Consider the following 25,549-nt stretch of genomic DNA (forward strand, 5'->3'; position numbering starts at 1 on the left):
GCGATGAAGGACCTTCTGCGCAGTTATGGCCGGGTTCTGACCGCGCTTTTCGTGCTGGCGGTGATCGGCTGGGGGGCGGTGCTGATCGTGCTGCCGCAGCTGACCATGATCGAACGGGCGATGACCCCGCCCAAGCGGCAACTGGACAGTTCGGTCGCCGCGACCCTGCGGTTCGACGCCTCGACTTGCCAGTCGGTGCTGAAAACCTATGAGGTGGAGGAAGAGGCCCCCGCCTCCAACGGTGGGCTGGCGATCCCCAGCATGGGCGGCATGGCGATACCCAGCATGAATTCCGGCGGCATGGCGGTGCCCTCCATGGGCGGCGCGGCCGGGGCCAAGCGCCCCTACATCCTGCAATGCGACCGCGCCAACACCCATGCGCGACTGGTCCGGGGCGAGGGCGAAGAAAAGGCCTATCTGGACGAGCTCTATGACCTGCCGCTGCTGAGCGTCGACGACGCGCGGCCGATTGCCGAACAACTGGACCAGGCCGCGAAAATCGGCGCTCTCGCCGACGACCTGTACAAACGCCTGTTGGCGGAAGAGGCCAACCGGTCGAACCTGACCCTGTCCAACTTCGGCGCGCTGACCTCGCCCAAGCTGATCCCGCTGACGCCGGAACGCAAGGCGGTCGAACAGGCCCAGCTGGGCAACCGGCTCTATGGCCTGATCGGGCTGCGGTTCGAAAAAGACGGCGAAGTCTACGAACGGCTGGGCCTGACCAACCTGACCCGGACGCTGGTCTTCGCGATGATGGTGACCGCGCTGGCGCTCGCCATCTGCTATCCCATCGCCTACAAGGTCGCGCTGGCCACGCCCGCCAACCGGGTAGTGTGGCTGATGCTGGGGCTGATCATCCCCTATGCCATCGTCGAGCTGATGCGGATCTATGCCTGGACCGCGATCATCGACAACCGCGGCCTGCTGAATTCGGCGCTGCTGTGGCTGGGCGCGATCAGCGAACCGATCCAGTTCAACCGGATGCCCGGTACCATCTTCGTGGTGATCGCCTACACCTACGTGCTGTTCATGGTCTTCCCGATGCTGAACGTGATGACCACGCTGGACAAGAACCAGATCGACGCCGCGCGCGATCTGGGTGCCTCGCCCTTCCGGGTGCACCGGCGGGTGATCATCCCCCATGCCAAGCCGGGGATCGCGGTGGGCTGCATCGCCACCTTCATGCTGGCCGCAGGCGCCTTTTCGGTGCCGCGCATCATCAGCCGCGGGCTGCAGGCCGAATGGTTCAGCCAGACGATCTATAACAAGTTCTTCGAATCCGAGAATTCGAATGTAGGCGCGGCCTATTCCTTTGCCTATACGCTGGTCTGCTTCGTCATCGTCGCATTGTTCATGTGGCTGATGCGGACCCGCCTGAAAGACTTCGCGAGGGTCAGATGACTTCCAACCGCCTTCTCACCTTCTATACCTGGGCCTTCCTGGTCTTCATGTTCGCGCCGCTGCTGCTGATGATCTTGACCTCGTTCAACGATACTTCGCCGCCCAGCGTGACCGATTGGCAGGGTCTGACCTTCAAGTGGTACGAATTCTTCTGGATGCCCGAAACGGACCTGCGCGCCGATGACGTGTTGCGCGCGCTCGACCGGGACCGCTTCGTCGGATGTTTCGGCAATTCGCTGCGCGTCGCGCTGACCGTGGTGCCGCTGGCGCTGATCCTCGGCCTGGCGGGGGCGGTGATGCTGACCCGCTGGCAATCGCGCGCCAACGGTTTGCTGTGGTGGGTGCTGCTGTCGCCGATGCTGGCGCCGGGCGTGGTACTGGGCCTGTCGGCGCTGGTGTTCTGGGGCCGGGTCGGGGTCAATGCGGGACTGTTCACCATCGTGATGGCGCAGGTGACCTTCATCGCAGGCTACCCGATGCTGATCCTGATGGCCCGGCTGCAACGCCAGCCGGTCGAGATGGAAGAGGCGGCGATGGATCTGGGCGCCTCGCCGTTGCGGATCTTCTTCCGCATCACCCTGCCGTTCCTGGCCCCGGCGCTTGTGTCGGCGGGGGTGATCGCGTTCCTTGCTTCGATGGAAAACTACAATACCACCATGTTCGCCAAGGGCGGGTCCTGCACCTTCGCGACCGAAATCGGCGCGATGGCGCGCAACCCCAACGGCCACCCGCCGGTGATCAACGCGGTCGGCACGGTGATCATCCTGCTGACCGTCGCGGCCGCCGTCACCCATGCGATGCTGCAGCGCAAGGACCACCGCGCATGACCACGATCACCGCGCGCTGTCATCCCCTACTGGAACCGATCCTGCCAAGGCCGCAACTGGCCGGGCGTGCCCTGCCCGACTGGCTGCGCGACATGCCGTCGGAGGTGGACGCGGCCAGTCTGGGCGGGGCGCCGGTGCGGACGCTGAAACACTGCCCGCCCTTCATCGACGCGCTGGCGATGGGGATCGTGATCCCGCTCGCCACCGACCTGACGATCGAGGACGGTCAGATCAGCTGGGACTGGGACCCGCCGCTGCTGCCCGACAGCCCGCAGACCCGTGCGCCGATCGGGCTGCACGTGCCGGAACAGGCCAGCGGCGTGCCACTGCGGTTGCCCCCCGGCCAGATGGTGGTGAAGTTCACCAACTTCTGGTCGCTGCAGGCGCCCGAGGGCTGGGACCTGCTGTTCACCCACCCGCTGAACCGCGCCGACCTGCCGTTTCAGACCCTGTCGGGCAAGGTCAGCGGCGATGCCTTCGGGATGGGCAATGTGCATTTCCCGGCGCTGTGGACCGATCCCGGTTTCAGCGGCACCCTGCCCGCAGGCACGCCGGTGGCGCAGGTAATCCCGGTGCCGCGCGGCAAGACCGAACTGGGAATCGCGCCGATGTCCGACGAGGAAGTCACGGAAAACACCCGCATCCACGCGGCGCTGCAGGACGCGCCGGGCCATTACCGCAAGACGTTCCGGCGCTAGAGCCGCAACGGCACGCTGCCCTTCGCCACCCGGGTCAGCGCCTTCAGCGCCCGTGCCCGCTCCGCCGGGTCGGCCAGCATCCGTTGCTGCAAGTCCGATGCATCCTCGCCCAGCTCGCAGGCCGCGCGATAAAGGATCGCCAGAACCTCACCGGTCTCGGGCAGCCTGTCGCAGGCCGCCCGCGCGCCCATCCAGTCGCCCAGCCGCAGCCGCAGCCGCGCCAGGTTGATCCGCGCATCCGCATCCGCAGGGTCCAGCGCCAGCGCCCGGGCAAACGCCTGTTCCGCCGCCGCCCAATCGCCCGCCTCGATCTGCGCCCGGCCCAGTTCGAACCAGGCGACAGCGTATCGGGCGTCCGCCGCCACGGCCTTTTTCAGCCAGGCGATGCGCTTGGCCCCGCCGCCGCTCATCTCGATCACCTTGGCGAGGTTGTAAAACACCTGCGCCCCCGCGCCTTTCGCCCCGGCGGCGCGGCGCAATAGCTTTTCCGCCGCGGGCCAATCCTCGGCGGCCAGAAGTTGGGGCAGTTTCACCAGTTGAACCATCCGCCCTACCTGCCAGACAGACATGAAAACTTCACGACAATTGTCACCGAAACGTCAGACTTTCCTGCGACACAGCATCCCCAGCTGATTACACAAGGGCCCTGCCATGACCGAGTTCTTCAACACCCCAGGACATTTCTACCGGGGCAACCTGCACACCCATTCCAACCGGTCCGACGGCGTGCTGGACCCGGCCGAGGTCTGCCGCCGCTATCAGGCCGAAGGCTATGATTTCATCGCGCTGACCGACCATTTCATCGGCCTGTTCGGTTATCCGATCACCGACACCAAAGCGTTCCGCAACGAAGACTTCACCACCATCCTGGGCGCCGAACTGCATTCCGGCGCGATGGAAAACGGCGAGCTGTGGCATATCCTGGCGGTCGGGTTGCCGGCCGATTTCACCCCGCCCAACGCGCCGCATTTCCTGCCGGTCGAGGATCAGGAAAGCGGTGCCGAACTGGCCAAGCGGGCGCGCGACGCGGGCGCCTTCGTCGCCATCGCCCACCCCGAATGGTCCGGCCTGACGATGGAAGACGCCCGCACGATCGAGGCCGCCCATGCGGTGGAAACCTACAACCACGGCTGCGCCATGGGCTGCGACCGGCCGCACGGGTTCCACACGCTGGACCTGCTGCTGTCCGAGGGCAATCGGCTGAACCTGGTGGCGACCGATGACGCGCATTTCAGCGAACCGGATCATTTCGGCGGCTGGGTCATGGTCAAGGCGCAGGAAAACACCCCCGAGGCGCTGTTGGGCGCGCTGAAGGACGGGCATTACTATTCCTCGCAAGGGCCCGAACTGCGCGACATCACCCTGAGCGACAAGGAAATCCGGGTCAAATCCTCCGCCGTGGCCTCGGTCATCGTGCAGGGGCACGGATCGGCAGCGGTGGCCCAGCACGGCGAATCCCTGACCGATGCCAAGATCAAGCTGGATCGGTTTTCGCGCTCGCCCTGGCTGCGCGTGTCGGTGATCGACCGGGCCGGGCGGCGTGCCTGGTCCAACCCGATCTGGCGCTAGGCACTTGATTTCCTCGCTGGCCCGCCGCCTACTGGGGACAGCCAGCGAGGACACACCCATGACCCGCCTGACCGATGCCCTGGCCGCGATCGACGCGGCCAATGCCGCCGACCCGACATGTGAGGCCGGCCGCCCGGCCGCGCTGCTTTACGGCGAACGGATGACGGCGGAGCTGACCCGGCTGTTCCCCGATGCTTCCGAGGTGTTGCAGATCGCGGCACGGGGCCAGCATATCGAACGCTGGCTGCTGCCGCGTACGGATTATCCCGAGGGCAAGGCGGGCTATTACGCCTGGCGCCGCGAACAGGGCCGCCGCCACGCCGAACGGGTGGCCGGGATCATGGCCGATGCCGGTTATCCCGAGGCCGACCAGGACCGCATCGGCGTGCTGCTGCGCAAGGAAGGGATCAAGCAGGATGCGGAGGTTCAGGCGCTGGAGGACGTGATCTGCTTCACCTTCATCCGCTGGTATCTTCACCCCTTCGCGGGCACCCGCAGCGACGACCAGTTGGCCGATATCGTCCGCAAGACCGCGCGCAAGATGTCCGCCGAAGGGCGGGCGAAAGCCCTGGCAGAATTCGACATGCCCGCCGCCCTGGCCGCGGGCTTCAGCGGCTGATCCGGCAAACCCGCCAAAAGCCCATGCTGTGCGGGGCGCAGAAGTCTGAGGAGGAAAATCATAACCTTAAACTATCGCTTTCATCAGAAAACCAAACTTCTTCCAATGCAATTTGTGCTTTAGAGTGATTCTAGAAAACGGGGGAGACGCCGATCCGCACCGAAGCCAACCGGGCTTACGGGGGATCGGCTTGCCTGTCCCGTGCTGCAGAAACCGATTTATGACCTTTGAAAGGGAGACCCTAAAATGGATGGCAACGATATCGGCAAATGCCCGGTGATGCACGGCGCGATTACCGCCAACGACAAATCCGTGATGGACTGGTGGCCGAACGCGCTGAACCTCGACATCCTGCATCAGCACGACAGCAAGACCAACCCGATGGGCGAAGATTTCGACTATCGCGAAGAGCTGAAAAGCCTCGACGTGGACGCGCTGAAGAAAGACCTGACCGCGCTGATGACCGACAGCCAGGACTGGTGGCCGGCCGACTGGGGTCACTATGGCGGTCTGATGATCCGCATGGCCTGGCACGCGGCAGGGTCCTACCGCACCGCCGACGGCCGTGGCGGCGCAGGCACCGGCAACCAGCGTTTCGCGCCGCTCAACAGCTGGCCGGATAACGCCAACCTCGATAAAGCGCGCCGCTTGCTGTGGCCGATCAAGAAGAAATACGGCAACAAGATTTCCTGGGCCGACCTGATCATCCTGGCCGGCAACGTCGCCTATGAATCGATGGGTTTCAAAACCTTCGGCTTCTCCTTCGGCCGCGAAGACATCTGGCACCCGGAAAAAGACGTCTACTGGGGCAGCGAAAAGGAATGGCTGGCGCCGTCCGACGAACGCTATGATGACGTGAGCAAGCCCGACACGATGGAAAACCCGCTGGCCGCCGTGCAGATGGGCCTGATCTATGTGAACCCCGAAGGCGTGAACGGCAATCCCGACCCGCTCAAGACCGCGGAACAGGTGCGTGAAACCTTTGCCCGGATGGCGATGAACGACGAAGAAACCGTCGCGCTGACCGCGGGCGGCCACACCGTCGGCAAGACCCACGGCAACGGCGACGCGTCGCTGCTGGGCGCCGATCCCGAAGGCGCGGGCATCGAGGAACAGGGCCTGGGCTGGACCAACCCGAAAATGGGCGGCAAGGCCACCAACGCGATCACCTCGGGGATCGAGGGCGCCTGGACCACCCACCCGACCCAGTGGGACAACGGCTATTTCGAACTGCTGCTGAACCACGAGTGGGAACTGAAGAAAAGCCCCGCCGGCGCATGGCAGTGGGAACCGGTCGACATCAAGGAAGAAGACAAGCCGGTCGATACCACCGATCCCTCGATCCGTCACAACCCGATCATGACCGATGCGGACATGGCGATGAAGATGGACCCGAAATACCGCGAGATTTCCGAGCGGTTCTACAACAACCCGGCGGAATTCGACGAAGCCTTCGCCCGTGCCTGGTTCAAGCTGACCCACCGCGACATGGGCCCGAAAGCCCGCTACGTCGGTCCCGAGGTTCCGGCCGAAGACCTGATCTGGCAGGATCCGATCCCGGCCGGTTCGACCTCCTATGACGTCGACGCGGTCAAGGCGAAGATCGCTGAAAGCGGCCTCAGCGCGGCCGATATGGTCGCCACCGCCTGGGACAGCGCCCGCACCTTCCGCGGCTCGGACATGCGCGGCGGCGCCAATGGCGCGCGCATCCGCCTGGCCCCGCAGAAGGACTGGGAAGGCAACGAACCGGCCCGCCTGGCCAAGGTTCTGGACGTGCTGGAACCGATCGCGGCGGAAACCGGCGCCAGCGTCGCCGACGTGATCGTGCTGGCGGGGAACCTCGGTGTCGAACAGGCCGCCAAGGCGGCGGGCTTCGACATCACCGTGCCCTTCGCCCCGGGCCGTGGCGACGCGACCGCGGAACAGACCGATGTGGAAAGCTTCGAGGTGCTGGAACCGGTAGCCGACGGCTTCCGCAACTGGCTGAAGAAGGACTATGTCGTCAGCGCCGAGGAACTGCTGCTCGACCGGACCCAGCTGATGGGCCTGAGCGCGCATGAAATGACCGCCCTGGTCGGCGGCATGCGGGTGATCGGCAGCAACTACGGCGGCAGCGCCGACGGTGTGTTCACCGATACTGTCGGGGCGCTGACCAACGACTTCTTCGTCAACCTGACCGACATGGCCTACCAGTGGAAACCCACCGGCAGCAATTCCTATGAAATCGTCGACCGCAAAACCGGCGATGTCAAATGGACGGCAACCCGTGTCGATCTGGTCTTCGGCTCGAACTCGATCCTGCGCGCCTATGCCGAGGTCTATGCCCAGGACGACAGCAAGGAGAAGTTCGTCAAAGACTTCGTCGCGGCCTGGACCAAGGTGATGAACGCAGACCGGTTCGATATCGCCTGACCGGGTAGAATCGACCAAACCTGACGTGAAATTTCGGGCGCCGCTTCCCCAAGCGGCGCCCGTTTTGCAATCCGCCCCGCAACAATCATTCGCATGCACGACTTGAACTATGCGAAAATTATTTCCGAAATTGGAAAAAGGACTTTACCAATTTTCACTTTTTCGTAACATGAGGGCACTGTGGACCGGCCCAAGACGGCAGATGTTTTGACCGGAGCACAGCCAATGGGAGGAGGAACCCTTATGACCAGCAAACCAATTTCCCGCCGTGCCGCGCTCGGCGGACTGGCGACCGCGGGCGCGGCCAGCCTGGCGGCGCCGTCGCTTGCCACCGCAGCGGGCCAGACCACGACCTGGAAAATCCAAACGTCCTGGCCGGGCGGTATCGGCCTGCAAATCTTCAAGGAATGGGCCGCATCGATCGTCGAAAAAACCGGCGGCGAACTTGCCTTTGAACCGTTCGGCGCCAAGGATGTCGTCGGCGATTTCCAACTGTACGACGCGGTGAAGAACGGCGTTCTGGACGCGGTGAACCCGTTCACCATCTACGCCCAGGGCATCATCCCCGCCGCCATGTTCCTGACCAGCTACCCGCTGGGCCTGCGCAACCCGCATGAATTCGACGTCTACTACTACGGTCTGGGCGGCCTGGAACATGCGCGCGAGCTTTATGCCAAGCAGAACATGTATTTCGTCGGCCCGATCCACCACGGCCCGAACATCATCCACTCGAAAGTGCCGATCCGTTCGGTCGACGATTTCGCCGGCCGCAAGATGCGCCTGCCCGGCGGCATGGTCGCGGAACTGTTCTCGGAACTGGGCGCCAAGACCACCCTGCTGCCCGGCTCGGAAATCTTCCCGGCGCTGGAAAAGGGCACCATCGACGTGGCCGACTACGTGGGCCCGGCGGTGAACTACGCGCTCGGCTTCAGCCAGGTGACCAACTACATCTCGATGGGCCCTCCGGGCTTCATGTCGCTGTATCAACCGGTCGATATCATGGACCTGACCGTGGGCATGAAATCGTGGAACGCGCTCAGCCCGCAGATGAAGCAGTTCGTCGAAATGGAAACGCACAGCTATTCCGACGCGCATCACGCGGCGATCCAGAAAGCCGACCAGGAAGCCTGGAAGAAGTTCGAGGCCGACGGCACCGAGGTCACCCGCCTCAGCCAGACCGATGTCGAGATCATGACCGAAATGGCCGTGCCGATCTGGTTCAAATACGCCAACCGCGACAAGGACGCAGCACGCGTGTTCAAGACGCAGCTCGACTACATGATGTCCGGTTCGCTGGGTTACGTGACACCGGAAATGATCGAAGGCCAGACCTTGGATCTGTGATGCGGATCACAACCTGAAACCCGTCGCGCCCCCGGTTCATCCTCGGGGGCGCAGTTCATCCGACAGACCGAACGGAACCACCCATGCCGAGCATAAACTTCATCCTGCCCCACTGGGTCTACTGGGGTACGCTGATCGTCTTTCCGCTGATCGCCATGATCATGGCGCGGCGAACGCAGACCAGCGGATATTCGAGCCCCATCGCCTATATGATCCTGATTTCGGGGGGCATTCTTGGCCTCCACCGCCTGTATCTGCGTAACCTGTGGGGCCTTTTGTACCTGCCGGTCTTCTTCTTCATCCTCTTCGCCAACGCGCAGGGGCAGGACGCCCGCGAAGCGGAATCGCAGGCCGCCAACGTGGTCAGCAGCGCCCAGCGTGTCATCGACCGGCTGGAACCGAAAATCGCCGCGGCCGACGGCAAGATCGAACAATTGCGCGCCGATCTGGCCGCCGCCGAAGAAGGCACATTCGCCCAGAAGCGCGCCCAACGGACGCTTGAGAAGGCCGAACAGACCCTGACCGACGACAGCGCCCGGATCGAAAAGGCCCGCGCCGACAAGACGGCGGGCGAACCGGCGCTGGCCGCCGCCAAGGCCGACCGCGCCCAATGGGCCAACATGGCCTTCTACGCCTTCATGGTCATCTGCGCCTTCATGCTGGTCGATGCGGTGCTGCTGCCCCGCCTGGTCAGCCGCGCCGAAGCGCGCGCCGCGCAGGAACCCGAAGAGGAATCCGCCCTCGAACACGAAGCCGAGGAACGTCTGGAACAGCTCGAGGCCGAGGATGTCCAAAGCGACATGAAACATATCGGCACCGGCTGGACCGGCGTGATCGACCGGATGTCCTTCTATGCCGGGGAATTCGTCAGCTACTGGATGGTGATCGCGGTGATCGCTTACTACTACGAAGTGGTGGCGCGCTATGTCTTCAACTCGCCCACCATCTGGGTGCATGAAGGCATGTACCTGATGTTCGGCATGCAATACCTGGTCGCCGGCGCCTATGCCGCGCTGACCGACGCGCATGTGAAGGTCGACGTGTTCTATGCCGACTGGTCGCCGCTGCGCAAAGCGGTGGTGGACCTGTTCACCTCGATCTTCTTCTTCATCTTCGCGGGCACTCTTCTGGCCACCGGATGGATCTTCGCAATGGACGCCACAGCGGTGAACGAAGTGTCCTTCTCGGAATGGCAGATCGCCTATTGGCCGTTCAAATGGGCCATCGTCGTGGGGGCCGTGCTGCTGATCCTGCAAGGGATCGCCAAGCTGGCCTCCGACCTCAACGCCGTCCGCAACAGCCTTCAGGGAGCTTAATCCATGGGAATTGAAATGGAAATTGGCTGGCTGACGGCCCTCATGTTCGGCAGCCTGATGGTGCTGCTGATGGCGGGCCTGCCGTTGGCCTTCGTGACCGGGGGGCTGGCCTGTGTGTTCCTGTTCATCCTGGGCGATGCGCAGACCCTCAACATCGTGCCTTCGCGGATCTTCCCGCTGATGACCGATTACCAGCTCTCGGCGATCCCGCTGTTCATCTTCCTGGCGGCGATGCTGGAAAGGGCGGGGATCATCAACGAGATGTTCGACGTGATCTACAAGCTGATGGGCGGCGTCAAAGGCGGCCTTGCGGCGGCGACGATCATCGCCTCGACGATCCTCGCTGCGATGGTCGGCGTGATCGGCGCAGCAGTGGTGACCATGGGCATCATCGCCCTGCCCGCCATGCTGCAGCGGAATTACGACCCGAAGATCGCGATGGGATCGATCATGGCCGGCGGTACGCTGGGCATCCTGATCCCGCCGTCGATCCTGGCGATCATCTATGCCGTTGTCGCCGAACAATCGGTGGGCGAGCTGTTCATCGGCGCGGTTCTGCCCGGTCTGATGCTGTCGGGGATGTATATCCTCTACGTCACCACCATGTGCTACATCGACCCGAAGAAAGGCCCGCCGATCCCGGTCGAGGAACGCATCGACACCCGCGAAAAGCTGCGCCTGCTGGGCAACATGGCGGCGCCGATCACCCTGATCATCGTGGTTCTGGGCGTGATCTTCACCGGCGTCGCAACCCCGGTGGAAGCCGCCGGCATCGGCACCTTCGGCGCCTTCGTGGTGGCCGCGATCCATCGCAAGCTCAGCTGGCAGACCATCCGCGAAGCCTGCCTGACCACGCTGAAGGCCAGCGCCATGGTGATCTGGATCATGTTCGGCGCCACCATCTTCGTGGGCCTCTACGTGCTCGAAGGCGGTCAGCAATTCGTCGAACAGACGATGACCGGGATGGGGCTTGGCCCCTGGGGCATCCTGATCCTGATGCAGGTGATCCTGATCATCCTGGGCATGTTCCTGGACTGGGTGGGCATCCTGCTGCTGGCGGTGCCGATCTTCGTGCCGATCATCCGTGCGCTTGGCGCCCAGGCCTTCGGGCTGGGATCGGAGGCCGACCTGGTGCTGTGGTTCGGCGTGCTCTACCTGGTGAACATGCAGATGAGCTTCCTGTCGCCGCCGTTTGGCTATGCGCTGTTCTATCTGCGCGGCGTGGCGCCGTCGGAAATCCCGATGAGCGACATCTTCAAATCGGCCCTGCCCTTCCTGTTCCTGCAGATCACCGGGCTGGTGCTGTGCATGCTGTTCCCGCAGATCATCACCTGGCTGCCACGGCTGGTATATGGCGGCTGATCGCGGCGACGCCTGAGCACATGATACGATCCGAAAGGGCCCGGTTCATCCCGGGCCCTTTTCTTTTACCCGGCCGGTGGCGGCCCGGTAGCGGATGGCGGGAAAACTTGTATTTTTTACTTATTATTGAAGGATCATCGCCAGACTGCCCCCCGCGTCACCGGAACGGGACCGCAGCGGCAAAGACGGAGCGGAGGCAGAAAATGGCGGGAAAGGTCATCGATACGAAGACCGCGCGCACCCTGCTGGGCGACGACGGCATCGTCCGGGTACACATGTTTCCGGGCACCCGGGAAACCCTTGAAACGGCGCGGGAAAACATCGCCGCTTACCTCGAAATATGCGCGGGGAAAAAGCTTCCGGTGTTGATCGACCTGAGCGACACCCTGGGCGCGTCGCAGGAAGCGCGCCGGCTCTACAGCGGCGACGATGTCAGCCGCCACGCCATCGCCACCGCGATGATCGTGACTTCTCCGGTGACCAAGGTGATGGCAAGCTTCTTCCTGAAGCTGAACCAGCCGCGCCGCATTCTGCGGCTGTTCACCTCGGAAACCGAGGCGATCGAATGGCTGCGGCAATACCTGCCCTAGGCGATCAGGCGGCAAAACGGCCGCACGCCAATCCTGAACATGTTTCCGGCCAATCCCGCCGCCCAACTTGATCCAAAGCCCGTGTGACCGGCGCGGATAAATCACGGCTCTTTACCTGTTGTTGAAGGATCGTCGCCAGAATGCGCCAATCTGGCCCGCAACACGGTCCGGCAAACAACAACCGCGTCGGCCCGGAGACAAGATAAGTGAAAAAGACCATAGACACGAAAACCGCGCGCACCACGTTGGGCGATGACGGGATTGTCCGGGTCCGAATGCGCCCCAACACAACGGAAGACTGCGACTCGGCGCGGGAAAACATAGCCGCGCTGACCGAAATTTGCGGCGGCAAGAAACGCCCGTTGCTGATCGATATGGCCGGATCGCAGGGCGCGACGCATGACGCCCGGCTGCAATATAGCGGCGAAGCGATGAGCCGGAACATCTCTGCAGAGGCAATGCTTGTCACCACGCCGGTCACCAAGGTCGTGGGCCGTTTCTTCGTCAGCCTGAACAAGCCGCGCCACCTGTTGCGGCTGTTCTCTTCGGAACCCGAGGCGGTCGCATGGCTGCGGCAATACCGGCAGTAGGCCGCCATCGCGCGCAACGCCTACGCGGCATGCAGGAACATGTTTGCCACCCGGCACACTGCGCCCGGGGCTGGCGCCGATAAATCGCGGCTCTTTACCTCTTGTTGAGTGATCCGGGTCAAGATGGCCGCGCGCGGTCGGGGAAGGGTTCGGCACACATCATCGAGGCACGTTCAGCGATAAGCGAATGAAGGAAAAACGCATCACAACCAAGACAGCGGTCTTGACGCTTACGGAGGACGGCATCGTTCGGGTCTCTTCGCCTCCCGACGTGGTCGACACACTTGCCACGGCGCAGGAAAATGCGCGGGCTTTCGAAAAATTATGCCGCGGCAAAAAATGCCCCGTGCTGATCTACATCACAGCAACGCGCGGGGAACCGCAGGAGGTGCGGCGCTTTTACAGCGACCTGTCGCTCACCATTCCTGTTGCAGCTTCAGCGCTGGTTGTTTCGACGCCTGTCAGCAAAGTCATCGGCAGTTTCTATATCGGCATCAACAGGCCGCACCACCCGATCAAGCTTTTCACCTCGGAAACGGAGGCGGTCGAATGGCTGAAACAATACCTGTAGCGCAGCCGCATCCCCCAAGGGCGTTTCACGACGAACCTGCCTGGCTTCTCCGCCCCGACGGCCTTGCCGCCCGCGCGGCCAAAATCCGTCTCGGCACGCGCCCATTTTCGGGGTCTGGCCGGGAAAAGCCATGCGCGTTTTTACCACTTGTTGAGCGACTGGCGTCACACTGGCCGCAAATGAATCGGTGTCGACCCGGGAAACCCCGCCGATGCCCGCAACGAAAGGCCCATATGGCAGCAGCCCTATACCAGACGCAGGCCGGCCCAATGACCATGGGGGAGGACGGCATCATCCGGTTCCGTGTCTCGCCCGGGGCGACAGTGAACGCCGCCGCGGCACAACAATGCGTTACCGGGGCCTCCCAGCTCGCCGGCAGCGCCAAGCAGCTCCTGCTGATCGACATGCGGGGACTGCGCGACATCAACCGGGACGCCCGACGTATTTACAACGACGGACCGGCCTTTGCCGTTGCGCTGCTGATCGGATCGCCGATCAGCAAGGTGATCGGCAGCTTTTTCCTGGGCCTCAACAAACCCTCTTATCCGTTGAGGCTGTTCACCTCGGAACAAGAAGCAGTAAAGTGGCTGAAGGACTTCATAGATTGAGCGAACAGTCCCCCAAATTGTTCCATGAAAACCTGGACCGGCTTCTGGACCTGATCCTGCAGCTGGCCTCGGGCGATTTCCAGGCCCGGCTTCCCCCGTCCGAAGCCGGAACGACGATGGATGCGCTCGCCGTCGGATTGAACATGCTGGCGGAGGAACTGGAAAGTTCCCTCAACGAACGCGAAAGCGCGCTCAAGTCGCTTACCGAAAGCGAACAGAAATTCCGGGCCATCACCGACACGGCGCTGGATGCGATCATCCTGCTCGATGGCGGCGGCAAGGTCACCATGTGGAATCCCGCCGCCGAAAAGATTTACGGCTTCAGCCCCGAGGAAGTCATCGGGCGCGACATTCTCGATCTGCTTGCCCCCGACGAACACCGCGACAGCTACCGGCTGGACTGGGATTCATTTCGCGCCACCGGCCAGGGGACGCGGGTCGGCACGGTTTTCGAAGCCCGCGCGCGCAGCAAGCACCAGGGCGAAATCCCCGTCGAAATGTCGGTCTCCTCCATGTTGCTGAACAACAGGTGGTACGCGATCTGCATCGTGCGCGACATCACCGAACGCAAGGCGATGGAACAATCCGTCGCCGAGGAACGCGAAATTCTGCGGGTGATCGACAACACGCTGACCAGATTCATCGGCGGCGAAGACCCGCGGAACGCGTTTGAAATCGTTCTTGTCGAATTGGTCAAGCTGACCGGCAGCGAATACGGCTTCCTGCAGGATAACCGGATCGACGAACAGGGCAGGTCTTATCTGCGGACCCTGGCCGTATCGGATAACGCGCTGACCCCCAAGCTGAGGAAAGCCTGGAAGAAACGCGACACCGCCCAGTTCCGGGTCTATGATTTCAGCGGGCTGAACACGCTGTCCTTCGTCAGCGGCGATGTCGTGATCGCCAACGATCCCGACGACTATCCGCCCATCGCGGGGTTTCCCGACTGCTGCCCGGCGATCGATTGCTTCCTGGGCATCCCGCTGAAGCGCGGCGAAGAAACCATCGGATCGATCGGCGTGGCCAACCGGGCCGGCGGCTATGACGGCGCGCTGATCGACCGGCTGACCCCGTTCATATCCGCCATTGCCGAAATCGCCGAAGCCAACCAGAACGAAGAGGCCCGCAGGAAATCCGAAAAGCGCACCGAAAGGATGGCCAATTTCGACGAACTCACCGGGCTTCCCAACCGGTCGCAGTTCAAGGAACAGCTGCGTTCTGCGGCCGAGCGCGCGAACCGCTATTCCGAACATTGCGCCCTGCTGCTACTGGACCTCGATCACTTCAAGGATGTCAACGACACGCTGGGCCACCCGGTCGGCGACGCCCTGCTGGCGCTGGTGGGCGAACGGCTGGCCTCGGCGACGCGCGAAAGCGATATCGTGGCGCGGCTGGGCGGCGATGAATTCGCCGTCCTGCAGATGAACCTGACGGATTCGAACGATGCCGCCATTCTGGCGCAGCGGCTGATCGACCTGATATCGAAACCCTTCGATATCGGCGGCCACCGGATTCACACCGAAACCAGCATCGGCATCGCGCTGTGCGATCCGTGCCAGACCCAGCCCACCCGCCTGTTCAGCCAGGCCGACACGGCGCTGTACCGGGCCAAGGCGGACGGGCGGCACCGATACCGGTTCCACGACGAACAGGTCGAAGCCGAGGTGCGCCAGCGCGTCACCCTGATCGAGGAGATGCACGAAGCCTTCGCCGAGGCCCAGTTCGAGCTGTATTACCAGCCGCAGATCGACACCCGCACCCCGCGCCTGGTCGGGCTGGAGGCGCTGTTGCGCTGGAACCATCCCACCCGCGGCCTGCTCAGCCCCGGCAGTTTCATTCCGGTCGCCGAAACCAGCGGTTTCGTGCTGGAGATCGAGGCATGGGTGCTGCGTCAGGCCTGCCAGCAGATGAGCGCCTGGCGCGCGCAGGGGTTCCTGGGTTCCGCCACTGTCGGCGTCAACCTGTCACCGCTGCAATTCAAGACCGCGGAATTCGAGGCCAATATCCTCGCCGCGCTTTCAGACACGGGGCTGCCGCCGCGATGCCTGGAACTGGAAATCACCGAACGCTCGGTTGCCGGACGCCCCGAAACGGTGGCCAGGCTGGTCGAAAGGCTGACCGCGAAGGGCATCGGTTTCTCGATCGACGATTTCGGGACGGGCTATTCTTCCCTGCAATATCTGAAAAAGCTGGCGGTCAAGAAAATCAAGGTCGCGCAGGGCTTCGTGTCGGACATGATGGCCGATCCCGGCGACGCCTCGATCGTCCGGGCGATCATCAGCCTGGGCCAGGAACTGGGCTATCAGGTCATCGCCGAGGGCGTGGAAAGCGAGGAACAGCGCGATTTCCTGCAGGACAAGGGATGTTTCCTGTTCCAGGGCTTCCTTTTCGGCAAACCACAGCCCGTGTCGGCCCTGACCGAACAGTTCCGCAAGGGCGGGCTTGTGCTGCCGGACGGCAGGGTCATCCCCGTATCGTGATCCGGGTATTACACCCCGGGATGCCCCGCCTTTTGACCGTTATGGCCAGGATCAGTTGTCCCAGGTCATCCCGGTGAATTCCTCACGAAAGGCAAAGCGTTCAAGGTGCTTGTCGATCACGTGATGCGCCCGGTCGACATGTTCCGGCCCGTCCAGTTCGAACCGGACCGACAGACCGCTTGCATCGGCATGCATGATGGCCTTGCCCATGTCGAAGGCGCAGGTCCCGTCGGTTTCGGTGAACTCCACCTCGATCTTGTGGCCGAAATGCTTGCACAGCTGCTGCAGGTATTTCGATCCGTTCGGCGTGGCAAAGGTGCCGGTGATGACATGCATGGGGTCGCTCCATTCCTGATTATTTCAGTCAATTAATCGGAATGACGCCAATTTCAAGTTTTTTCTTCCCTCCCCTGCGGAACCGGGGCAGCTGCGCCTCAGCCTAGCCCTCGCTTTTCAGCTCCACCACCAGCTTGATCTGCCGGGAATCCGGCGTCGGACCAAACGGCCCGGCGCGCCGCACGGTGTCCAGCGCCATCCGGTCGATCGCGCCATCGCCCGACGACCGAACGACCCGCAGCGACGCGATCGACCCGCCGGGGGCGATCACCATCCCCACCAACGCCTTGCCCCGCCCCCCGGCCCGGCGCTTGGGCACCCGGGCGATCTTGCGCAACACGCTGCGCTGATAGCTGCGCACGGCGCCGTCGCCCGCCTGACTGGCCTTGGTTTCGGCCTTGTTGCTGGATTTCTCGGCCAGCTTGCCGCTGGTCTTGCCATCGCTGGCGCCGCTCTTGGAATTGACCTTGGCATTGCCCTTAGCGGCGGGTTTCGGCGCGGGTTTCTTCGGCAGCGCGTCGCGGGCGGTCAGGGTTTTCGGCGTTGGCGGCGGAGCGGCCTTCGCGGTCTCGGGCACTGGCTCAATCGGTTTGACCGCCGTGACGGTCCTGGCCTGCGTCACGGGGGCGACGGTCGCGGCAGCGGCCAAGGGCGTGGTCGCCATCGCCTGCAGCGGCGGTTTCGCGGCGGGCACCGGCGTCTTCAACGTCTCCGGCGGGGCAAGCGGCTTGACCTGCGCCGCCTGCACCGGCTCGGCCCACTGCGCCGGTTGCGGTTTCACAGGCGTGCTGCTTCCCTGCACCAGATCGGCGAAGCTAGAGCCAAGCGCGACCTCACCCGCGAGCGCGCCGCCATCCATCACCGGTTCCGGCGCCACGCTCTGCGTCATCGCCGCCACCACCCCGTGCAGCCCCAGCGACACCACACCGGCAAGCCCCCAGCCGATCCATCCCCGCCCGGTCATTTCAGCGCCTGCCGTGTCATGATCATCACCTTTTCCGCCCCCGCCGCGCGCAGCGCCTGCGCCAGCTCGATCACCGCGCGGGCCGGGGCCGCCCGATCCGGCAGGATCTTCGCGATGGGCGGCAACCCGTCCGATTGCAGCGCCGCGATCACCTGTTCTGGCACCGCCGTTTCGCCGCGAAACCGCGCCCGGCCATCGGGATAAAGAACCACCGCATCGGGCGGCGGCACCAGGGACGGGTCAGCGGTTTCAACAAGCCGCAGGTCCGGTTCCAGCGGCCGCGACAGCTGCGCCGCGACCAGGAAAAACACCAGCATCAGGAACACGATATTAATCAGCGCGACCGTCGGTTCGGGCCGGGGCCGGGCCGGGATCGGACGCCGCCGCATGTCAGTTCACCACCGTCAGCTTGGTTTGCGCAAGCCCGCGCAGCGCCAGCAAGGTATCGGCCAGCGCCTGCGCCCCGGCGTCTTGCCCCACGCTCAGCACCAGATGCGCGGGGGCATCCCCCTGCAAGGCCGCGATCCGGTCGCGCGCGTCTTCCATCCCGGTCGCCTGCCCGTTGATGCTGAGCCCCGCCTGGTTCAGCCGCAACAGCACGAAACGGTCTTGCCCCTCCGCCGGGGAAGACCCGCCGCCGCCCAGCGACAATTCGATCTGGCCGAAACGGGAAAAGGTCGAACTGAGCATGAAGAACAGCAGCAGCAGGAAGATGACGTCGATCAGCGACGTCATCGACAACCTGCGGCGGGCGGGGCGCATCCTATGCCGCATGGGGCACCCGCTCAGACGCATCGGCCCCGTGATCCAGCAGGCCCGGGTTCAGCACCTCTTCCAGCAATTCGTCGGCGATCCGGCGATGCGCCTCGATCTTGCTGTCGAACCAGCTCAGCGCCATCGACGCGGGCATCGCCACCACCAGCCCCGCCGCCGTGGTGACCAGCGCCACCCAGATGCCGCCCGCCAGGATCGTCGGGTCGGCCGAGGCGCCGCTTTCCTGCAGCGCGCGGAAGGCGCTGATCATGCCCAGAACGGTGCCGAACAGGCCCAAGAGCGGCGCCACCTGCGCGATCAGGTCCAGCAGCCGCAGCCCCGCCGACAGCCTGCCGAACCCGGTTTCCAGCCGTGGGATCGCCCGTTCGCGCAGATCGTCGGCGGCAACACCGGCGTCGCGCGCCCGGATACAGGCATGCAGGGTCGCGGCCAGGAAACCGCGTTTGGCGGCCAGCGCATCCCCGCCCAACCCCTGCAACGCGGCGCTGCGCCAGACCCCTTCGGCCTGAAAGGTCCAGAGCTTGTAGATCGACAGCGCGACCGCCAGCACCGACGCACACAGAAGGATCGCCACCACCGGCCCGCCCAGATCGACCAGCGCGGCGATTGCCGTCACGGCCTGCCCGATCATCCGCTCACCTCGATCCCGTTGCGGCTGCCATAGACCGGCACGGCGCATTCCGCGCCGGAATCCAGACGGCAGGCATGAATGCCGTTGAACAGGATCTGGCCGATCGCGGCGCATTGGGTGTGGGGCAGATCGAACTGGCGCACCCGCGTCTTGCCACCGGGCAGCGATTGGAAATCGAACAGGGTCAGCAGCTGCACCTCGCCCGCCGTGTCGATCAGCACGGTTTCCAGAACCAGGCTTTTGACGCTGTCGGCAGAGGCGGCGGTGAAGGTCAGGCGGCAGGCGCTGTCAGCCTGTTCGGCCTTGTTCAGTTCGATTTTCGGGCTGTTCGCCAGCGCCGCCACCGGCGCCAGCGTCATCAGCAGTGTCGGGATGATACGGTGTTTCATGGGGTCTCCTTCGGGTGAAAGGCGAAAGGGCGGGAAACGGGTCAGGATTTCAGGCCGGGACTGGTCGCAGCCTGGGGCAGGATGTAGATGCCGCCCAAGGGCGGCGGCACGCTGGTATGCACCGACACGCCATAGGCGCGCGACAGGTGGTCGTCGCGCAGCACCGCTTCGGCCGATCCGCTGGCGGCGACCTGGCCGCCGGTCATCAGCGTCACCCGGTCGGAAAACATCGCGGTCAGGTTCAGATCGTGCATCACCGCCACCACGCCGCCGCCGGCATCGGCGTAATCGCGCGCCAGCTGCATCACGGTCAGCTGATGACCGATATCGAGCGCCGAAACCGGTTCGTCCAGGAACAGCCAGCGCGGCGCGCCGTCCAGCACCGGTTCCCAGATCTGCGCCAGCACCCGGGCCAGCTGCACCCGCTGCTTTTCGCCGCCCGACAGGTCCTGATAGAACCGGCCCTCGTACCCGGCCAGCCCGACCCGTTCCAGCGCCATCGCGGGCAGAGTTTCGCGCCCGGCGGAAATCCCCGCCTCAAGGCCCAGCCGCACCACCTCGATCACGGTAAAGGGAAAGGCCAGCGCGGTCGCCTGCGGCAGCACCCCCCGGATCGCGGCCAGTTCATGCGGTTTCATCGATCGGATGTTGCGATCGTTCAACTCCACCTCACCGGTGAAGGGAACCTCGCCCGTCATGGCGCGCAGAAGCGTGGTCTTGCCCGATCCGTTCGGGCCGACGATCGAGGTCAGCTCGCCCGGTCGGGCGTGGAAATCGACCCCCTGCAGGATGGTCGTACCGCCCAGTTTCACGTTGATATCACCGGCGTTAAGCATGGCCTTACACCTCCACCAGGTTACGGTTGCGCAGCAGGATCCACAGGAAGAACGGCCCGCCCAGCATCGCGGTCACGATCCCGATGGGCAGTTCCGCCGGGGCGATCACCACCCGCGACACCAGATCGGCCAGCAGCAGGACGATGGCCCCCAGCAGTGCCGCGTTGGGCAGAAGGCTGCGGTGATCCGGGCCCTGGATCAGGCGCAGAAGATGCGGCACCACGATGCCGACAAAACCGATGCCGCCGGTGATCGCCACCGCCGCGCCGACACTGGCCGCGACGCTGAGGATGGCGAAGTTCTTCACCCGCTGCACGTCGAAGCCCAGATGCATCGCCGCCGCCTCGCCCAGGGCCAGACCGTTAAGGCCCCGCGCCAGGAACGGGCTGGCCAGCAGCGCCAGCACCATGATCGGCCCCGCCGCCAGCAGCTTGGACCAGCTGGCCCCGGCGAGCGATCCCATGCCCCAGAAGGTCAGGTCGCGCAGTTGGTCATCAGTGGCGTAATAGACCACCAGCCCGGTCAAGGCCCCGGTCAGCGCCGCCAGCGCGATCCCGGCCAGCAGCATGGTCGCGACCGAGGTACGCCCGTGCCGCGTGGCGATCCGGTACAGCACCAGCGTCGACGCCCAGCCGCCAAGGAAGGCCGCGACCGGCACCAGGGAAAGGCCCAGCCGGGCCTGAAGCGCCAGCGGCAGCAGCCCGCCCAGCACGATGGCCATCACCGCGCCGAACCCCGCCCCGGCGCTGACGCCGACAAGGCCGGGATCGGCCAGCGGGTTGCGAAACAGCCCCTGCAGCAACACCCCCGACACCGCCAGCGACGCGCCCACCACCACGCCGGTCAGCATCCGCGGCATGCGGATATCCCAGACGATGATCGTGTCGCGGACCGGCACGCCAGTCTCCAGCCCGAACCCCGACAGGATCGCGCCGATCACCCGCGTGTCATCCGCCGCGCCCCAGCCAAGGCTCAGCAGCGCCGCCAGCCCGAGCCCCAGAAGCAGCAGCGCGCGGATCTGCCGTGCGCGGCCCTGACGGTCCCCCGAAGGGGCCTCGGCAATGGGGGAGGTCTGCGGCAGCGCAACCATGGTCAGTGCTCCGATTGTCCGTAAATCCGCGCATGCAGGTCGCGCGCCGCTTCAGCCGTGCGCGGGCCGAAGCCAAGCGCCGATCCGTCCAGCAGCACGAAACCGCCATCCTGCGCCGCCGGTGTCAGCGCCACCGCGGGCAGCGACAGGATTTCATCCTTGCGGCCATCATGTTCGCCCCGGCCGGTCATCATGATGACCACCTCGGGCGCGGATTTGATGATCGCCTCGTCGGTCACCGTCTTGTACCCGCTATACTGGCCCGCCATCACGTTGACCGCCCCGGCCAGCCGGATCATACCATCCGCCCCCGTATCGTCCCCGGCGACGTTCAGCTTACCGTTTTCCGCCGACAGCACGAACATCACCCGCTTGCGTTCGGACAGTTGCCCGATGTCGCGCTGCAGCGCGGCCAGATCGGCCTCGATCCCGCGCGCCAATTCCTCGGCCCGCTCGGGCGTGCCAAGCGCCCGGCCCACGACGCGGATATTGTCCACCACCGCCTCGGCGCTGAAACTGTCATGGGTGAACACCACCGGGATCGACGCCTCGCGCAGCAGGTCGATCACCTCGACCGGGCCCGAGGTGTCCCGCGCGATGATCAGGTCGGGATCGACCGACAAAACGCCCTCGGCCGACAGCCGCCGCATGTAACCGACATCGGGCAGCGCCTGCGCCTCGGGCGGGAAGACCGAGGTGGTGTCGCGCGCGATCAGCCGGTGCTGCTGACCCAGCAGGTAGACGGTTTCGGTCACCGCGCCGCCCACCGACACGATCCGCCTGGCCGCCGGGTAGCTTTCGGCCGCCGCCCCGAAGGGCAGCAGCACGGCGCAAAGCGCAATGAACAGGCGGCGGATCATGCCGGGACCTGTTCTTGCAGGGTCGGCAGGTCGGCGACCAGCCCGTGCCAGACCGCCAGATCGTCGTCTTCATCGGCGCGCTGGCCGAAGATCTGACAGATCAGGCCTCCCTCGGCATCGAACAGTTCGACCGAAACGGCCGGGCCGCGCTTGGTCGGTTTTTCGATGGCGTAAACCTCGGCCACGCGATCGCCGCGCAGATGCAGGTTGAACCGTTCGTCCAGCACGTTCAGCCACGGGCCCATCGGCTTGATATTGTCCAGCGTGCCCCAGTGAATCTGGATGTTGCCCTTGTTGCCCACGAACAGCACCACGGGCTGTTTCGCGGCGCTGACAGCGTTGAGGAACGTTTCCACCGCGCCGGTTTCCAGCGGCCGCACCCAGCGTTCGCCGCTGACCATCCGGTAGGCGCCCAGACGGTTCATGCCCAGCTTGGCGGCCAAACGGTTGAATTGGTGGGTGTCGGTCATCTTCGCCCATTCGGCCAACAGGACGTCGCGCTTTTCGGGGTTCTCCCTGGCGGCCTCGGTGGGCTGGCGGGGGTCGACCGAAATCGTTTCGGACTGGTCATCGAGCTTCAGTTCCGCCACGACTTCATCCCAGGCGTCGTGGTTCGACCCGTCGCGCATATAAATCTTGTGCACCGCGTCGCCGGCGGCATCGAACACCTGCAGGGTGCGGCGCAGGCCCTTTTCGGTCTGTTCCTCGATGGCAAATCCGTGCACCCAGTATTTCGGGAAAATCCGCAGATCGATTTCCTTGCCCAGCACCATCGAGGCATGCAGCCCGGCGCGGTATTCGCCGTAGGTGCCCTTGCGTTCATGCACCGCCGATACGTTGCGGGTCAGCGCCATCACCTCGCCCAACCTGGACACTTGCGACATCAGCTGATCGGGATGCGGGTCGATCCGGGTGGCGGTGTGGCCGACATGGGCGGCGACCAGTTCGGCTTCGGAAATGCCCAGCTGATCGGCAAGGTCGCGGTCGCGAGTCTTGGGATTGTCGAGACGGGCCTGGCGGATTTCTGCGGCGGTGGGGGCTTGGGTCATGTCATGTTCCTTTTCAAGTTGAAGACCGCGCGGCCCGGGTCGGACCGCGCGGATGCAGCGGGCTCAGAAGGTTTTGGCGATGCTGAATTTGAAGGTCCGGCCCGCGCCGTTGCGGGTGGACAGGTAGGCGCGATAGGTTTCGTCGGTCAGGTTTTCGACCGAGGCGCGGAATTCCACGTCGCGGAACAATCCGCTGTTGGGCACATAGGCCGCGGTCAGGTTGAACAGCGTATAGTCGTCCGAGGCCACGGTGCCGGGATAGTAATCCGGGTTGGTGTGGCTGGTGCGGTTCTGCGCGAAGGCGTGTTTCGCCTCGATCGCCAGGTCCAGCTGATCGTCCAGGAACCGCTTGCCCAGTGTCAGCTGCACGCTGTCGGCGGGCACGTAGTTGAAATAATCGCTGGTGCCGTTGATCGTGCCGCGGATGCGCGATGCGTTCAGGTCGGCATAGAAGGCAGAATGCACATAGCTCGCCTCCAGCTCGATTCCTTCCAGGTCCACCTCGTCGATGCCGCTATAGCTGAACCCGTCCCAGATATGGGTCTTGAACCCGGTCAGCTTGAACCGCATCCGGTCGTCGCCGCTGAACAGGCCGGTGGAATCATAGGACAGGCCCAGTTCATAGGTTTCGCCCTTTTCCGTCGACGCCATCCGGTCGGCATCGCGCAGATCGTCGATGAAGGGCAGGTTTTCGTTATAGGCGGCGGTGCCGAAGACCGCGAAACTCTCGCTCAGCTCATAGCGCGCCGACAGCGCGCCGGTCAGCGCCTGGGTTTCATAGCTGGTGCCGTCGGGAAGGGCCGCCACGGTGGTTCCGCGCGAGCTGTAGGCGTAATCGTTGCCTTCCGAGGTCAGGGTCTGTTTTTCGAAACGCAGCTGCGGGGTCAGGGTGAAGCGGTTCCCGAATTCCATCCGGTCGGCGATATAGACCGAAATCGATTCATCGGTGCCGCCCGGCGCCGAGCGCGCGTTGAACCCGGCATAGGTGCCCGCCAGTTCCTCGGTCGAGCGGGTGCGCTTGCTCAGCTCGACCCCGGCGTTGAGCCTGTGGGACACGGTGCCGGTGGAAAACAGCGATTCATTCTCGACCCGCAGCGCCACGGTGCGGGTGTCGTGATCGGTGTTGTAGATATCCGAATCGGTCGCTTCCGACGTGGTGATCCGCTCGGCCTCCTTGCGGAAGCTCAGCCGCGCTTCGAGATTGATCAGGTCGTTGCCGACCGGATTGTAGCGATAGGCGGCATAGGTGGTGGCCTGCTTGATATAGCGGTCGACCAGGATATCCGACCAGCTGGGCAGGAAGACGTTATAGGGCACGTCGTTCTGCGGGATTTCGTCATACATGGACGAAAAGGTCAGCGTGCTGCCGTCGCTCAGGTGGTAATTCGCCTTGAGCATCGCCGAGGGCTTCTCAAAGGCGGTGGCCTCCAACGTGTTGCCGTCGCCATCCACCATGTCACCCTTGTCGCGATACCCGGCAAAGGCCAGCACGTCGAAGCGCTCATCCGGCGCCCAGGCGAAGATCGAGGTCGCCAGCACCCCGTCGCCGTTGCTTTCATAAGACAGCTTCTGCCGATAGGAGAACGTGTCGCCGTCTTCCAGGAAATCGCGCCCGTCCTTGGTGACCAGTTCCAGCGTGCCGCCCATGGCGCCCGAACTGTACTGGAAGGATTGCGCCGGGCCGCGCTGCACGGTGACCTGCTTGAACAGCTCCGGTTCCATCGACAGGGTCGAGCCGCTGCGATAAACCTCTTCGGCGCCGCCGGTCACGCCATCCACCACGATGGCGACCTTGCCGTCGGTGCCGTAGACCCCCGATTGCGCCCCCAGGCCGCGGATCGAAATCGCCGCCCCCTGCGGGGTGTTGCCGTTGACCAGGCTGACCGACGGCACCGTATCGACCAGTTCGCCCAGCGTGGTCGCCTGCCGTTCGTCCAGTTCTTCCTGTTCCACCGTGGTGATCGAGCTGGCGGTATCGGTACGGACGCCCCGGCGGCTTTCGCCGATGGTGACGGTGCCGATCAGTTCACCCTCGAATCCCGAATCCAGTTCCTGCGCGCTCAACGGCTGCGCTGCCATCGCGGCCAGTGCCGCGACCATGATTGTGCGAGAAGACATCTAGTCTCAGACCTCTTGCTAGGAAATACATCTAGCTGCCTTGAGGTCTGGGTAGCTTTCGGGGCGCTGGTATCATAAGCCGAGTTTTTTTGTCAACTTTGTATCGGAAAATATT

26 protein-coding genes are annotated in these 25,549 nt (G+C 64.2%); 14 read left to right on the forward strand and 12 right to left on the reverse strand.

What is annotated here, in order from left to right; translation table 11 throughout:
* The first annotated feature begins 3 nt into the window (after positions 1–3).
* The 3 genes from GR167_RS12910 to GR167_RS12920 are packed head-to-tail and all read left to right on the forward strand — an operon-like array spanning position 4 to position 2,926.
* Entirely contained in the window at positions 4–1,401 is a 1,398-nt protein-coding gene (locus GR167_RS12910; protein WP_160974045.1) for an ABC transporter permease, read from the forward strand.
* Positions 1,398–2,228 carry an ABC transporter permease gene (locus tag GR167_RS12915; RefSeq protein WP_160974046.1) on the forward strand — a complete coding sequence of 277 codons (831 nt, stop codon included), beginning with the start codon at positions 1,398–1,400 and terminating at the stop codon, positions 2,226–2,228. Before GR167_RS12910 ends, GR167_RS12915 begins: the two co-directional genes overlap by 4 nt.
* Entirely contained in the window at positions 2,225–2,926 is a 702-nt protein-coding gene (locus tag GR167_RS12920; RefSeq protein WP_160974047.1) for a hypothetical protein, read from the forward strand. Before GR167_RS12915 ends, GR167_RS12920 begins: the two co-directional genes overlap by 4 nt.
* On the opposite strand, the gene GR167_RS12925 is transcribed toward GR167_RS12920, so the two are convergent.
* The gene (locus tag GR167_RS12925; protein WP_160974048.1) at positions 2,923–3,471 is read right to left on the reverse strand and encodes a tetratricopeptide repeat protein; all 549 of its coding nucleotides are present in this window, start codon (positions 3,469–3,471) and stop codon (positions 2,923–2,925) included. The genes GR167_RS12920 and GR167_RS12925 overlap by 4 nt on opposite strands.
* A 106-nt stretch (positions 3,472–3,577) precedes the next feature.
* Between GR167_RS12925 and GR167_RS12930 the strand changes: the two genes are divergently transcribed.
* The 11 genes from GR167_RS12930 to GR167_RS12980 all read left to right on the forward strand — a co-directional run bounded on the left by GR167_RS12930 (position 3,578) and on the right by GR167_RS12980 (position 16,387).
* Positions 3,578–4,495 carry a PHP domain-containing protein gene (locus GR167_RS12930; RefSeq protein ID WP_160974049.1) on the forward strand — a complete coding sequence of 306 codons (918 nt, stop codon included), beginning with the start codon at positions 3,578–3,580 and terminating at the stop codon, positions 4,493–4,495.
* Positions 4,496–4,553: 58 nt separating this feature from the next.
* On the forward strand, positions 4,554–5,114 hold the full coding sequence (locus tag GR167_RS12935; protein ID WP_160974050.1) for a DUF4202 domain-containing protein: 561 nt from the start codon (positions 4,554–4,556) through the stop codon (positions 5,112–5,114).
* A gap of 246 nt (positions 5,115–5,360) precedes the next feature.
* Positions 5,361–7,526 carry a catalase/peroxidase HPI gene (katG, locus tag GR167_RS12940; RefSeq protein WP_160974051.1) on the forward strand — a complete coding sequence of 722 codons (2,166 nt, stop codon included), beginning with the start codon at positions 5,361–5,363 and terminating at the stop codon, positions 7,524–7,526.
* A gap of 243 nt (positions 7,527–7,769) precedes the next feature.
* Positions 7,770–8,870, forward strand: coding sequence for a TRAP transporter substrate-binding protein DctP (gene dctP, locus GR167_RS12945; protein WP_160974053.1), 1,101 nt, complete (start codon positions 7,770–7,772; stop codon positions 8,868–8,870).
* A gap of 83 nt (positions 8,871–8,953) precedes the next feature.
* On the forward strand, positions 8,954–10,186 hold the full coding sequence (locus GR167_RS12950; protein ID WP_160974055.1) for a TRAP transporter small permease subunit: 1,233 nt from the start codon (positions 8,954–8,956) through the stop codon (positions 10,184–10,186).
* A gap of 3 nt (positions 10,187–10,189) precedes the next feature.
* Positions 10,190–11,548, forward strand: a complete 1,359-nt coding sequence (locus tag GR167_RS12955) for a TRAP transporter large permease (RefSeq protein WP_160974057.1) — start codon at positions 10,190–10,192, stop codon at positions 11,546–11,548.
* Between the two features lie 203 nt (positions 11,549–11,751).
* Complete coding sequence (locus GR167_RS12960; protein ID WP_160974058.1) at positions 11,752–12,138, forward strand: DUF7793 family protein; 387 nt, start codon at positions 11,752–11,754, stop codon at positions 12,136–12,138.
* Between the two features lie 206 nt (positions 12,139–12,344).
* Positions 12,345–12,728, forward strand: a complete 384-nt coding sequence (locus GR167_RS12965) for a DUF7793 family protein (protein ID WP_160974059.1) — start codon at positions 12,345–12,347, stop codon at positions 12,726–12,728.
* A gap of 187 nt (positions 12,729–12,915) precedes the next feature.
* A complete protein-coding gene (locus tag GR167_RS12970; RefSeq protein WP_160974060.1) occupies positions 12,916–13,299 on the forward strand; it encodes a DUF7793 family protein in 384 nt (127 codons plus the stop codon).
* Positions 13,300–13,568: 269 nt separating this feature from the next.
* Positions 13,569–13,907: a DUF7793 family protein gene (locus tag GR167_RS12975; RefSeq protein ID WP_160974061.1), complete on the forward strand. Its 339-nt coding sequence runs from the start codon at positions 13,569–13,571 to the stop codon at positions 13,905–13,907.
* Positions 13,904–16,387 carry an EAL domain-containing protein gene (locus tag GR167_RS12980; RefSeq protein WP_160974062.1) on the forward strand — a complete coding sequence of 828 codons (2,484 nt, stop codon included), beginning with the start codon at positions 13,904–13,906 and terminating at the stop codon, positions 16,385–16,387. Before GR167_RS12975 ends, GR167_RS12980 begins: the two co-directional genes overlap by 4 nt.
* A gap of 51 nt (positions 16,388–16,438) precedes the next feature.
* Here the strand turns inward: GR167_RS12980 and GR167_RS12985 are convergent, their stop codons facing one another.
* The 11 genes from GR167_RS12985 to GR167_RS13035 form a co-directional block, all read right to left on the reverse strand.
* Positions 16,439–16,723 carry a DUF2218 domain-containing protein gene (locus GR167_RS12985; protein ID WP_160974063.1) on the reverse strand — a complete coding sequence of 95 codons (285 nt, stop codon included), beginning with the start codon at positions 16,721–16,723 and terminating at the stop codon, positions 16,439–16,441.
* 103 nt (positions 16,724–16,826) lie between these two features.
* The gene (locus GR167_RS12990) at positions 16,827–17,687 is read right to left on the reverse strand and encodes an energy transducer TonB family protein (RefSeq protein ID WP_160974064.1); all 861 of its coding nucleotides are present in this window, start codon (positions 17,685–17,687) and stop codon (positions 16,827–16,829) included.
* Positions 17,684–18,076 (reverse strand): ExbD/TolR family protein, encoded by a 393-nt coding sequence (locus tag GR167_RS12995; protein WP_160974065.1) that lies wholly within the window; start codon positions 18,074–18,076, stop codon positions 17,684–17,686. The genes GR167_RS12990 and GR167_RS12995 overlap by 4 nt, the downstream gene beginning before the upstream one ends.
* Position 18,077: 1 nt before the next feature.
* The gene (locus GR167_RS13000; RefSeq protein WP_160974066.1) at positions 18,078–18,422 is read right to left on the reverse strand and encodes a biopolymer transporter ExbD; all 345 of its coding nucleotides are present in this window, start codon (positions 18,420–18,422) and stop codon (positions 18,078–18,080) included.
* 28 nt (positions 18,423–18,450) lie between these two features.
* Entirely contained in the window at positions 18,451–19,092 is a 642-nt protein-coding gene (locus GR167_RS13005) for a MotA/TolQ/ExbB proton channel family protein (protein WP_160974067.1), read from the reverse strand.
* Entirely contained in the window at positions 19,089–19,481 is a 393-nt protein-coding gene (locus GR167_RS13010; RefSeq protein ID WP_160974068.1) for a hypothetical protein, read from the reverse strand. The genes GR167_RS13005 and GR167_RS13010 overlap by 4 nt, the downstream gene beginning before the upstream one ends.
* A 41-nt stretch (positions 19,482–19,522) precedes the next feature.
* Entirely contained in the window at positions 19,523–20,317 is a 795-nt protein-coding gene (locus tag GR167_RS13015) for a heme ABC transporter ATP-binding protein (RefSeq protein WP_160974069.1), read from the reverse strand.
* A gap of 4 nt (positions 20,318–20,321) precedes the next feature.
* A complete protein-coding gene (locus GR167_RS13020; protein ID WP_160974070.1) occupies positions 20,322–21,407 on the reverse strand; it encodes a FecCD family ABC transporter permease in 1,086 nt (361 codons plus the stop codon).
* A gap of 2 nt (positions 21,408–21,409) precedes the next feature.
* Positions 21,410–22,267 carry a heme/hemin ABC transporter substrate-binding protein gene (locus tag GR167_RS13025; protein ID WP_160974072.1) on the reverse strand — a complete coding sequence of 286 codons (858 nt, stop codon included), beginning with the start codon at positions 22,265–22,267 and terminating at the stop codon, positions 21,410–21,412.
* The gene (locus GR167_RS13030; protein ID WP_160974074.1) at positions 22,264–23,316 is read right to left on the reverse strand and encodes a hemin-degrading factor; all 1,053 of its coding nucleotides are present in this window, start codon (positions 23,314–23,316) and stop codon (positions 22,264–22,266) included. The genes GR167_RS13025 and GR167_RS13030 overlap by 4 nt, the downstream gene beginning before the upstream one ends.
* 63 nt (positions 23,317–23,379) lie before the next feature.
* Positions 23,380–25,434: a TonB-dependent receptor domain-containing protein gene (locus GR167_RS13035; protein WP_160974076.1), complete on the reverse strand. Its 2,055-nt coding sequence runs from the start codon at positions 25,432–25,434 to the stop codon at positions 23,380–23,382.
* Positions 25,435–25,549: the final 115 nt, after the last annotated feature.

This window comes from Thalassovita mangrovi, assembly GCF_009857745.1.
GTDB lineage: Bacteria > Pseudomonadota > Alphaproteobacteria > Rhodobacterales > Rhodobacteraceae > Thalassobius > Thalassobius mangrovi.